General features: G+C 71.3%; 12 protein-coding genes. 5 read left to right on the top strand and 7 right to left on the bottom strand.

The genetic code is table 11. The features are described from left to right. The 3 genes from R4I43_RS23280 to R4I43_RS23270 all read left to right on the top strand — a co-directional run. The coding region (locus tag R4I43_RS23280; protein ID WP_324267801.1) for an enoyl-CoA hydratase-related protein at positions 1–342 on the top strand (342 nt) is incomplete at its 5' end. A 335-nt stretch (positions 343–677) separates the two neighbouring features. Then, positions 678–1,859: an o-succinylbenzoate--CoA ligase gene (gene menE / locus R4I43_RS23275; RefSeq protein WP_324267800.1), complete on the top strand. Its 1,182-nt coding sequence runs from the start codon at positions 678–680 to the stop codon at positions 1,857–1,859. 35 nt (positions 1,860–1,894) lie between these two features. Beyond that, entirely contained in the window at positions 1,895–2,767 is an 873-nt protein-coding gene (locus R4I43_RS23270) for a 1,4-dihydroxy-2-naphthoate polyprenyltransferase (protein WP_324267799.1), read from the top strand. A 33-nt stretch (positions 2,768–2,800) separates the two neighbouring features. Here the strand turns inward: R4I43_RS23270 and R4I43_RS23265 are convergent, their stop codons facing one another. From R4I43_RS23265 to R4I43_RS23255, 3 genes are read right to left on the bottom strand one after another with little or no spacing between them, the layout of a single operon-like run. Continuing rightward, the gene (locus R4I43_RS23265) at positions 2,801–3,367 is read right to left on the bottom strand and encodes a DUF3558 family protein (protein WP_324267798.1); all 567 of its coding nucleotides are present in this window, start codon (positions 3,365–3,367) and stop codon (positions 2,801–2,803) included. Positions 3,368–3,402: 35 nt separating this feature from the next. Next, a complete protein-coding gene (gene cds1, locus R4I43_RS23260; protein WP_324267797.1) occupies positions 3,403–4,500 on the bottom strand; it encodes an L-cysteine desulfhydrase Cds1 in 1,098 nt (365 codons plus the stop codon). After that, positions 4,497–4,871 (bottom strand): DUF4229 domain-containing protein, encoded by a 375-nt coding sequence (locus R4I43_RS23255; RefSeq protein WP_324267796.1) that lies wholly within the window; start codon positions 4,869–4,871, stop codon positions 4,497–4,499. Before R4I43_RS23255 ends, cds1 begins: the two co-directional genes overlap by 4 nt. Before the next feature lie 194 nt (positions 4,872–5,065). Between R4I43_RS23255 and R4I43_RS23250 the strand changes: the two genes are divergently transcribed. Together R4I43_RS23250 and R4I43_RS23245 are read left to right on the top strand one after the other, a co-directional pair. Then, the gene (locus tag R4I43_RS23250; protein WP_093414319.1) at positions 5,066–5,290 is read left to right on the top strand and encodes a BldC family transcriptional regulator; all 225 of its coding nucleotides are present in this window, start codon (positions 5,066–5,068) and stop codon (positions 5,288–5,290) included. A 322-nt stretch (positions 5,291–5,612) separates the two neighbouring features. Beyond that, positions 5,613–5,798, top strand: a complete 186-nt coding sequence (locus R4I43_RS23245) for a hypothetical protein (protein ID WP_324267795.1) — start codon at positions 5,613–5,615, stop codon at positions 5,796–5,798. 82 nt (positions 5,799–5,880) lie between these two features. Here R4I43_RS23245 and R4I43_RS23240 read toward each other — a convergent pair whose 3' ends face one another. The 4 genes from R4I43_RS23240 to R4I43_RS23225 all read right to left on the bottom strand — a co-directional run bounded on the left by R4I43_RS23240 (position 5,881) and on the right by R4I43_RS23225 (position 10,898). Beyond that, the gene (locus tag R4I43_RS23240) at positions 5,881–7,305 is read right to left on the bottom strand and encodes a MinD/ParA family ATP-binding protein (protein WP_324267794.1); all 1,425 of its coding nucleotides are present in this window, start codon (positions 7,303–7,305) and stop codon (positions 5,881–5,883) included. Positions 7,306–7,492: 187 nt separating this feature from the next. Then, positions 7,493–8,491, bottom strand: a complete 999-nt coding sequence (ccsB, locus tag R4I43_RS23235) for a c-type cytochrome biogenesis protein CcsB (protein WP_324267793.1) — start codon at positions 8,489–8,491, stop codon at positions 7,493–7,495. Next, positions 8,491–10,116, bottom strand: coding sequence for a cytochrome c biogenesis protein ResB (resB, locus tag R4I43_RS23230; RefSeq protein ID WP_324267792.1), 1,626 nt, complete (start codon positions 10,114–10,116; stop codon positions 8,491–8,493). The genes ccsB and resB overlap by 1 nt, the downstream gene beginning before the upstream one ends. Beyond that, positions 10,116–10,898: a cytochrome c biogenesis CcdA family protein gene (locus tag R4I43_RS23225; RefSeq protein WP_324267791.1), complete on the bottom strand. Its 783-nt coding sequence runs from the start codon at positions 10,896–10,898 to the stop codon at positions 10,116–10,118. The genes resB and R4I43_RS23225 overlap by 1 nt, the downstream gene beginning before the upstream one ends. Between the last annotated feature and the right edge of the window lie 28 nt (positions 10,899–10,926).

Below are 10,926 nucleotides of genomic sequence, written 5' to 3'. Positions count from 1 at the left end.
CGTCAGGTGGGGCAGAAGTTCGCTCGGGAGATCTTCTTCCTCGGGCGTCCCTACACCGCTGAGCAGGCCCATCAGATGGGGATGGTCAACGAGGTCGTCCCGCACGCCGAGCTGGAGGCAACCGCGTTGCAGTGGTCCCGGGAGATCAACGGCAAGTCCCCGACGGCGCAGCGCATGCTCAAGTACGCGTTCAACGCCATCGACGACGGGCTCGTCGGCCAGCAGCTCTTCGCCGGTGAGACCACCCGGCTGGCCTACATGACCGACGAAGCCGTCGAGGGCAGGGACGCCTTCCTGCACAAACGCGACCCCGACTGGTCCGCCTTCCCCTGGTACTTCTGAGACCTCCAGGTCCTCCTCGGGCAGCACTCCGGACAGGAACAGCCCCGGCGGGCGTTCCTGGTCCGGGGCCTCCCACGCGGGTCCGGCCGGGGCGGTGTCAGCACCGGCCCGCGGCCGGCCCTCCCGCGATTCCGATGATTCCGATGACTGCGGCGCTCCGGTGAACACCGGGACGACCAGCACGAACACGAGGAACATCGCCTTCTCCTTCCGCTCACACCAAGAACATCGACCGAACCTTTCGAACACTTGATCGCTCGAACTGGTGAGCTAGTGGCGAAGCTCTCGGGCTCTTCCCGACCGCGGAGGGGAGATCGGTGCCGAGAATGGAGCTCATGCCGAACGCCCGGGACCTGCAGCCGCTTCCAGTACCACCGGGAACCGGCGCGCTGGACGTGCTGCCCGCGCTCCGCCGCGCGCTCGACGGCGACGGCCCCGCACTGCTGCCGGTCGCGGCCGACGCACCCGAGGAGGCGCAGCGCCTGGTCACCGCCCTCGGCGGCCCGCTGAACCCCGGCGAGGACGCCGAGGACGACCCGACGTCGCTGGTCATCGCCACCTCCGGGTCCACCGGCACCCCCAAGGGCGTGCTGCTCCCGGCGGGTTCGCTGCGCGCCTCCGCCGAGGCCACCCACCGCAGGCTCGGCGGTCCCGGCAGCTGGCTGCTGGCGGTGCCCGCCCACCACGTCGCGGGCGTGCAGGTCCTGGTCCGCGCGCTGCTCGCGGGCACCACCCCGCGCGCGGTCGACACCTCGGCCGGATTCCGCCCGGACGCCTTCGCCGCAGCGGCTCGCGAAGCCCTGACCTCGAACGACCCGCACTACACGGCCCTGGTGCCGACCCAGCTGTCCAGGCTGCTCAACGACGGCGGCGAGGGCCTGTCCGCGCTGCGCGGGTTCGACGCCGTGCTGCTCGGCGGCGCCGCCACCCCACCTGCCCTGCTGGCCCGCGCGCTGGACAGCGGCGTCGCGGTCACCACCACCTACGGCATGAGCGAAACCGCAGGTGGCTGCGTCTACGACGGAGTGCCGCTGGACATCACCGAGGTCGACCTGGACGGCGAACCCGGCCCGATCCGGCTGACCGGACCGATGCTGGCCCGCGGCTACCGCAACCAGCCCGGCGCCGAGGCCTTCGCCGGTGGCTGGTTCCGCACCGGCGACCTCGGCCGCTTCACCGACGGCAGGCTGGAGGTGCTCGGCCGAGCCGACGACGTGATCACCACCGGCGGCGAGAAGGTCGCTCCGCTGCCGGTCGAACGGGTCCTGACCGAGCAGCCGGGCGTGCGGGAGGCCTGCGTGCTGGGTGTCGAGGACCCCGAGTGGGGCCAGGCCGTGGTGGCCGCGGTCGTCCCGGACCCGGCCGCGAACCTGGACGCCAACGCCCTCCGCGACGCCGTCCGCGAACGCCTGGGGGCCGCGGCGACGCCGAAGCGCATCGCGCTGCTGGACGAGCTCCCGCTGCGCGGCCCCGGCAAACCGGACCGGCGCGCGCTCGCCGAGCAGCTGACCTGCTAGCCGAAGGTCTTGCCGCGTGAGCGAAGATGTGGCTCATGGCGACTGTCGCGCAATGGATCGAAGGTGCCCGTCTGCGCACCTTCCCGAATGCGATCGCGCCGGTGCTGGCCGGGTCCGGCGCCGCCGCGGGAGTGGACTCGTTCGACCCGCTGATCGCGCTGCTGGCACTGGTGGTGTCGCTGAGCCTGATCGTCGGGGTGAACTTCGCCAACGACTACTCCGACGGCATCCGGGGCACCGATGACTCCCGCGTGGGACCGTTCCGCCTGGTCGGATCGCGGTCGGCGCGGCCGGGCGCGGTGCGTGGCGCGGCCTTCGCGAGCTTCGGCGTGGCCGCGGTGGCCGGGCTCGGCGTCGTCGCGCTGAGCGGCCAGTGGTGGATGCTGGCGATCGGCGCGCTGTGCATCGCCGGCGCCTGGTTCTACACCGGCGGCAGCAAGCCCTACGGCTACGCCGGGCTGGGCGAGGTCGCGGTGTTCCTGTTCTTCGGCCTGATCGCGGTGCTGGGCACGATGTTCGTGCAGGCGGGGACCGTGTCCGGCTTCGGCATCGGCGCTGCGGTGGGGGTCGGCGCGCTGTCCTGCGCGGTCCTGGTGGCCAACAACCTCCGCGACATCCCGTCCGACCGGGTCACCGGAAAGCGCACCCTCGCGGTCATGCTCGGCGACCGCGACACCCGCACCCTCTACACCGCCCTGGCCCTGGTCCCGTTCGTCATCACGGTGCTAATCGGCCTGCGCAACTCCTGGGCGCTGCTCGGCTTCCTGGCGCTGCCGCTGCTGCTCATCCCGCTGCGCGCGGTCACCCGCGGGGCCACCGGCCGCTACCTGATCCCGGCGGTCCGCGACACCGGCTTCGCGATGCTGGCCTGGGGCGCGATCACCGGCCTCGCACTGGCCTTCGGCTGACAGCGGAGCTGCGAGGTCGCCTGGCAGCGGCGGCTAGAGCACGAGACCGGGGAGCAGGTACTGGGCGACGTCGGAGGCCGTTCGGCAGGAGTCCGAGTCGGTGTCGCCGGAGATCACCGAGACCTGCAGGGTGGCGCCGGCGACCGGGGCGTAGACGGTGCAGTCCGACGTGCGCAGCACCTGGGTCCCCCGAACCGCGCCCAGCTCGACCTCCTCGGTCCCGAGGTCGGCGAAGCCGGGAGCCTGCGCCCCGACCAGGACCTCGCGCCCGTCGGTGCGGGCCGGGAAACCGCAGCCGCGCACCGGCGGCTCGATGCCGACCTCGCGGGGCTGACCGGGCTCGACCTCGAACGCCAGGGCCGCGAGCTCGTCGGGCCGGACCAGGCCGCACAGGTCCTGGGCGGACAGCGAGCCCAGCGTCCGCCGCTGCTCGGGCGGGACCTCACGGCTGATCGACGGGACGGTGCTGGTCGCCGTGGATTCCTCGGACGTGCTGGGCTGCGCGGAGGGCGGAGCGGGTGCCACCTGCTCCGCCGCGGTGCAGCCGGACAGCCCGGCGCTCACGAGCACCGCGCTGATCAGCAGGCGCTTGGCGGCCACCGGTCCTCCTCCGCGCAAGATCGTCGACGTCGGTCCTAGTCTGCCTGGAACTCGCCGGTGGCGTGGAAGCGGTCCAGCACCTGGCGCGGCACTTCGAGGTCCATGCCCTGCTCGGCGACCCAGCCGTCGTCGAAGTAGGTGTGGGTGTAGCGCTCGCCGCCGTCGCAGAGCAGCGTGACGATGCTGCCGGTGCGGCCCTGCGCCACCATCTCGGAGACCAGCGCGAACACGCCCCACAGGTTGGTCCCGGTGGAGCCGCCGACGCGGCGCCCGAGGACCTTCTCGGTGCAGCGGATGGTGGCGATGGCGGCCGCGTCCGGCACCTTGATCATCCGGTCGATGGCCTGGCCGACGAAGGACGGTTCGACCCGCGGCCGGCCGATCCCCTCGATGAGCGAGCCGGAGTCGCTGGTCAGCGAGGGGTCGCTGTCGCGCCACGCCTCGAAGAACACCGAGCGCTGCGGGTCGACGACGGCCAGCCGAGTGCCGAGCCTGCGGTAGCGCAGGTAGCGGCCGATGGTCGCGCTGGTGCCACCGGTGCCGGCGCCGACGACGATCCAGTCCGGCTCGGGGTGCGGTTCGAGCGCCAGCTGCTCGAAGATCGACTCGGCGATGTTGTTGTTGCCGCGCCAGTCGGTGGCGCGCTCGGCGTTGGTGAACTGGTCCATGAAGTGGCCGCCCAGTTCGGCCGCCAGCCGGCGGGATTCGGTGTAGATCGCGCCGGGTTCGTCGACGAAGTGGCAGCGCCCGCCCTGCCACTCGATCAGCGCGACCTTCTCGCCGCTGGTGGACCGGGGCATGACGGCGATGAACGGCAGCCCGAGCAGGCGGGCGAAGTAGGCCTCGGACACCGCCGTGGAACCGGACGAAGCCTCGATCACGGGTGTGTTCTCGGTCACCCAGCCGTTGCAGATGGCGTAGAGGAACAGGGATCGGGCCAGCCGGTGCTTGAGCGAACCGGTCGGATGTGTTGACTCGTCCTTGAGGTAGAGGTCGATCCCCCACTCCGCGGGCAGCGGATACCGCAGCAGGTGGGTGTCGGCGCTGCGGTTCGCGTCGGCCTCGATGATCCGGACGGCCTCGCTGGTCCAGGCCCGCGTGCGCTCGCAGGAGCGATCGATGTCGCTGGTCATTCGGCGTCCGCCGGGGCGTCTCCGCGCAGTTGGGCGCGCAGCTGCTCGCGGCGTTGGCGGCGGTCCTCGGTGCGCTCGGCCATGCCGGTGGCCACGCGGCGGCGGAGCCGTCCGAAGACCAGCAGCGACAGCGGCATGACCACGACGACGGACACGGCGATCGCGACCAGCACCGGCACCTGGGCCAGCATCAGCAGCGCGGCGACGATCGCGACCAGGCCGAACCGGGCGACCGTGTAGAGCGCGATGTCGCGTGCAAGGTTGGGCTTGACCTCGGACGTCCCGCCGGTCGTCGGCTCGGCGCCCGCCTCGGCGGCGGTCACCTCCGCCGCTTCGGGTTCACCGGTCGTGGTCTCCTGCTGTTCCCGCACGTCATCCAGGGTAGAGCACCCCGGACACAGCCCTGTCCGGCGGCCACGACCAGCGACGACGGCCGCCCGATGCGCCGGTTTCGTCCCTTACCTTCCCTTTACCTAAACCCAAACGTTCGAGTACCTGGCACTTCAGGTGCCACGATGCGACCGGAATGCCCGAATACCAGTCATCGCAAAAGTGGAGGTCACCTGTGACCGCGTCGACTCAGCAGCCTCGCCAGAACGGTCAGGAGCAGCTCCTCACCCCGGGTGAGGTCGCGGCGCTCTTCCGGGTCGACCCCAAGACCGTGACCCGATGGGCTACCGCCGGCCGGATCGGTTCCATCCGCACCCCCGGTGGTCACCGTCGCTTCCGCGAGTCTGAGGTCCGCACCCTGCTGGCCGAGCTGACCAACGATGTGAACCGCACCGCCTGACCTCCTGGTCCGACAGCGGAGAACATCGCGAAGCGGCGCGGACGCCGACGCAGCGGTGCTCGACCCACTTGCCAAGACCCCTCGTGGTGAGTGCTCGCAGCACCGCGGCAGGCGCCCAAGAGGCAGTCGCCACAGCCGAGAACCACCGCACCGAGCCGAAGATCGCTGGGCGACCGGCCGGTGACGACCGCCGCCCCTGGTGACGTCTCGCACCCCTGCGAGACGTCACCAGGGGCACCGCTCGAACCGGACACCTCCGGACAAAGACGCCACCCGCTCTGATTGGCTAATGTCGTAAGCGGAACGGTTGGAGGTGGCCACGATGATCTATGCCCTCGCCGCGATCGGCGCGCTCACCATCGCAGTGCTGATGTGGAAGGCGTTCGGCCCGCAGGTCGCCACGACTCGCCCGCGCAGAGCCCCCGTCGCCCCCGACGACGACCCGGAATTCCTCCGCAAGCTCGCCGAGGAGCAGCGCAAGAACCAGCGCCCGACGGAGGAGGACTGATCCCCTCCCGCCGGGGGATCACCTCGCTCGGCGGTGCGGGCAGCGGAACCTGAGCGGCTCCGCCGCGTTCCCAGAGCCGCTGCTACGCCTGCTGATTCCGTCCTGGAGCGTGCGGGAAGTCGTCGGCGACCATCGCCGCCAGCTCCAGCAGAGCCATCCGCGTGGGAGCCGCCAGCTGGTCGAGCTCGACCTCCGCGCCCTCCTCCAGGTGCGGGTCGAACGGGATCCGCGACACGGCCCGGCAGCGGGCCCCGAAGTGCGCCCCGAGCTTGTCGACGTCGACCTTCCCGGAACCGGGGCGGACCGAGTTGATCACGGCGACCGAGCGGGACACCAGCTCCCCGTAGCCGTGGGCGTCCAGCCAGTCCAAGGTGGCCGAAGCGCTGCGGGCTCCGTCGATCGAGCTGGACGAGACGATCACCAGCGAGTCGGCGACGTCGAGCACGCCCTTCATCGCCGAGTGCATCAGCCCGGTGCCGCAGTCGGTGAGCACCACGTTGTAGAAGTGCTCCAGCAGCGTCACGGTGCGCCGGTAGTCGTCCTCGCTGAACGCCTCGGAGACGGCCGGGTCCTGCTCGCTGGCGAGGATCTCCAGCCGGCTGGGCCCCTGCGAGGTGTAGGAGCGGACGTCGCTGTAGCGGCGGATCCGGTGCGCGTCGCGCAGCAGGTGCCGGACGGTCGCGGTGGTCTCCAGCGGGATCTTCTGGCTCAGCGTGCCGCGGTCCGGGTTCGCGTCGACCGCGATGACCCGGTCACCGCGCAGCGACGCGAACGTCGCGCCCAGCGTGGCGGTGGCGGTGGTCTTGCCGACGCCGCCCTTGAGGCTGAGCATCGCGATCTTGTAGCAGCCCTGCAGCGGCTGGTTGACCCGCGTGATCAGCTCCCGGCGCCGCCGGTCGGTCGGGCCCTCGCCCAGGTTGACGGTCTTGCCGCTGGCCAGGTACACGGCCTTGCGCCAGCCGGACTGCGGCGGCCGCTTGGTCTGCCGCAGCAGCTGCGCGGAGGACAGATCGGGGTTCTGCGGCGGCCCCTGCTGCGGGCCCGACTGCGGCTGCTGCTGCGGGTACGGCTGACCGGTCGGGAACGGCCCCGAAGGACCGCCCGAGACGGGCGCGTACGGGCTCACCGGAACCGGCCCCGAGCCGCCTTCGGGCACCGGGTACGGACCGGAGACCTGGTTCGGGCCGGACTGCGGGTAGCCGGGCCACTGCTGCTGCGGCTGCGGACCGGACTGGGACGGGTCGGGGTACACCGGCGCTCCGCTCGGGTAGTACGGCTGCGGGGTGTCCGCGACCGGGTAGGGGCCGGAACCGCCGGGCTGCGACGGGTCCACGTACGACGGTTCGGGGTGCTCCGGAACCGGTTTCGGCTGCTGCGGCCGGGTCTCCGGCTCGGTGTAGGAGCCGTTCCCGCTCTTGCTCTCCGCCTCGGTGCCGGCCGGGCCGTCGGCCTGCGGCGCGGCACCGACGTTCCGCCGCGTCTCGGGCTCTTCGTACTGTCCCGTCACCGTCGCCGTCCCTCCTGCATTCGAGTCGAGCCCCACTTCAGCAAAAAACCTAATCCCACCTATACCCCCTAGTCACCATAGGTGGCGGGTAGGCGCCGCGGGTTCTGCCGACACAGAACGCGATTCACGCCACGGCTGCGAGCCGAACGCGCCGCCGCGTTGCTGCGAACGCCGGATCGGGTGCGGCTCACAGCCCGGCGTAGGAGTGCAGACCCGTGACGACGAGGTTGACGAAGAACAGGTTGAAGATCATCACGGCCAGGCCGAGGACGTTGATCCACGCCGAGCGCACCCCGCGCCAGCCCGCGGTCGCGCGGGCGTGCAAGTAGGCGGCGTAGACGATCCAGGCGATGAACGCGCAGGTCTCCTTGGGGTCCCAGCCCCAGAAGCGGCCCCACGCGGCCTCCGCCCAGATGGCACCGGCGACGATCGCGAACGTCCACACCGGGAAGATGATCACGGTCGCGCGGTAGGCCATCCGGTCCAGCGCCTGGCTGGTGGGCAGCCGCGCGCCGAACTTGGCCATCTTCAGCGGGTTGTTCTCGTACCGGCTGCGCAGCAGGTAGAGGACGCTGGCGACACCGGCGAACAGCAGCGCGCCGCTGGAGACGATCGCAGCGGCGACGTGGATGATGATCCAGTAGGACTGCAGGGCGGGCTGCAGCGGCGCGGCCTCCGCGTAGAGCACGGTGCCGGACAGGAACAGCAGCAGCGTCACCGGCAGCATCAGGAAACCGCCGAGCCCGCGCAGCTGGGCCGGGGTGGCCTCGCGGCGGGCGTTGCGCAGCTGCCGGAACAGCACGATCATCCAGGCCACCACGGCCGCCAGGCAGATCGCCGAGCCGAACTCGTACATGTTGCCCCACGGCACCCGGCCGGTCGCCAGGCCGCGGGTCAGCAGGGACCCGAAGTGCACCAGCGCGCCGAGGACCGTCATCGACACGGCCATGCCGCCGAACCGCTCGGCCAGCGGCCGCTTCGGCTTCGCCGGGACGTGGCCGACGACGTCCTGGGACTCCGACGACTTCTCCGCGCCCACCAGGGCGGCTTCGCGGGTGCGCGCGACGGTGGCGACCCGGCCGAGGGCGAACTCGCCGAAGTACAGCAGCATCGCCGCGATGTAGATGACCACCGAGGTGGCGTAGGCCATGTCGCTGTAGTTGGACAGCGTCTCGTTGACCGGCATCAGCTCTTCCTTTCGCGCGCGGTCCCTGCGTCCGCGCGGGGCTGGGGCGAGTGGTCGAGATCCGCACCGAGCAGGTCATCGGCGATCCGGGCGAACTCCTCGCCGTACCCGGCCTGGTCGGTGCGGGCGAGCCCGCCGACCTCGACAACGGTACGCGCGGCGGGGCTTTCGCCGGATTCCGGGTGCGGAGCGGCCCGCACCCAGATGCGGCGGCGCTTGACGATCAGAGAGGTGCCGAGGCCCGCGATGATGAGCACCGCGAAAACCAGCACCGAGGTCTGGAACGGGTCGTGCGAGACCTGCAGGTTCGCCCAGCGCTCGACGCCGTCGAAGCGCACCGTGGTGCCGTCGTCGAGGCGGATCTCCTGCCCGACGCGGACGTTCTCGCGCGCGACCCGCTTGAGCCTGCCCTGCTCGACCATCGACTGGTCCACGCCGAAGATCGACTGCCCGCGCCCGGAGTCCAGGCCCAGGTCACCGCGCATCACGTCGATGGCCGCGGTCGGGTCCAGCAGGTCGGGGAACCCGGAGCTGAGGATCTTGCCGTCGAAGGACGCCGTCGGCGCGAACAGGCCGGTGATGGCCAGCTGGTTCTGCCTGCGCTGCGCCTCGTCGGTCACGCCGGGCGGGTCGAACTTGGTGGCGCCCTGCGACAGCATCGTCTGCGGCGACATCGGCTGCCACTGCACGAGTCCGGTGCGCTGCTGACCGTCGGGCCAGGTGACGGTGAACCGGGGCGCGTAGCCGTTGCCGGTCAGGTAGATCCGGTCGCCTGCGGTGCGCAGCGGGTGGTTGACCTGCAGCTCGTAGGGCTTCCAGGAGTTGTTCTCCAGGTCCTCTTCGGACTGGTACTGCATGCCCACGCGGTAGTTGGCGACCTGACCGTTGGGCTGGTAGTCGACGTCGAAGTCGTCGACCTTGACGCAGAACGGGGACAGCTGGGTGCCGTCGACCGACAGCCCGGCGCGGAACGAGTCGTAGTTGTAGGTGCCGGAGTTGCAGAACTCGGAACCGTCGGCCACCACGATGACCTGGCCCTCGTAGCCGTAGAGCTTGCCGCCCGCGAGACCGATCAGCAGCCCGACCAGAGCGAAGTGGAACACCAGGTTGCCGATCTCGCGGAGGAATCCGCGCTCGGCGCTGATCGAGCGGGCCCCGTCGGCCTCGGTGTGCTCGACCATCCGCCAGCCGCGCAGCCGCGTCTTCGCGGCGGAGATCGCCTCGTCGACCGAGGTGTCCTCGAGGGCCTTCTCGGCGTGGTGCGGCAGCCGCGCCAGGTTGCGCGGGGTGCGGACCGGCTTGCTGCGCCACTGCTTGTAGTACTCCCAGCAGCGGGGCAGCAGGCAGCCGATCAGCGAGATGAACAGCAGCACGTAGATCGAGGCGAACCAGACCGAGCTGAACACCTCGAACATGCCGATCTCGTCCAGCAGCGGAGCGAGCTCCGGGTAATCCCGGAAGTACTTGTCCACTTCGGACTGGTTCAGCGAGCGCTGCGGGATCAGCGCGCCCGGCAGCGCGGCCATCGCCAGCAGGAACAGCAGCACCAGGGCGGTGCGCATCGACGTCAGCCCGCGCCAGGTGTTGCGCAGGAAGGCCAGGGAGGTCTTGAGGTGCTCGCGCATCAGATCGGCGTCTCGAAACCGGCGATCGGGCCACGAAGCATCGTGATCAGCTCTCCCCACAAACCGGTGACGAGCAGCAAGCCCACCACCACCAGCAGCACTCCACCCGCGATCTGGATCGCGCGTCCGCGTCGCCGCAGCCAGCCCGCGCTGCGCACCGCCCAGCGGGCGCCCAGCGCCAGCAGCACGAACGGGACGCCGAGACCGACGCAGTAGGCGAGCACCAGCAGGATCCCGCGCAGCGCGGTCCCGGTGTCCACATCGGTGCCGGCGGCGACCGAGATGACGCCCACCAGAGTCGGTCCCAGGCACGGCGTCCAGCCGAGGCCGAACACCGCGCCGAGCAGCGGCGCGCCCCACACCCCGGCGCGAGGCACGCGGTGCACCCGCACGTCGCGCTGCAGGGCGGGGACCAGGCCGAGGAACACCAGGCCCATCGCGACCGTCACGACACCACCGATGCGCTGCAGCAGCAGCTCGTTGGTCAGCAGCGCGTCGGACAGGCCGAGCAGTAGCAGCGCCCCGGCGGCGAACACGACGCTGAATCCGGCCACGAACAGCAGCGCGGCCCCGGCCACCCGCCAGCGCCCGCGGCGGTCCTGCTCGGCTTCGGCTTCGTCGACCGGCGGCGCGTCGGCGCCCACCACTCCGGCGAGGTACGCCAGGTACCCGGGCACCAGCGGCACCACGCAGGGCGAGGCGAAGCTGATCGCCCCGGCGAGCGCCGCGATCGCCGCCGCGAACAGCAGCGGTCCGGACGCGGCGAGCTCGGTGGGGTTCACGCTTCGAGGGTAGGAAAGCCGACGTCGC

This window comes from Saccharopolyspora mangrovi (genome assembly GCF_035320975.1).
GTDB classification, from domain to species: Bacteria; Actinomycetota; Actinomycetes; order Mycobacteriales; family Pseudonocardiaceae; genus Saccharopolyspora; species Saccharopolyspora mangrovi.
The sequence above is the reverse complement of the archived record's forward strand: the minus strand, read 5'-3'. Positions and strand labels throughout refer to the sequence as shown.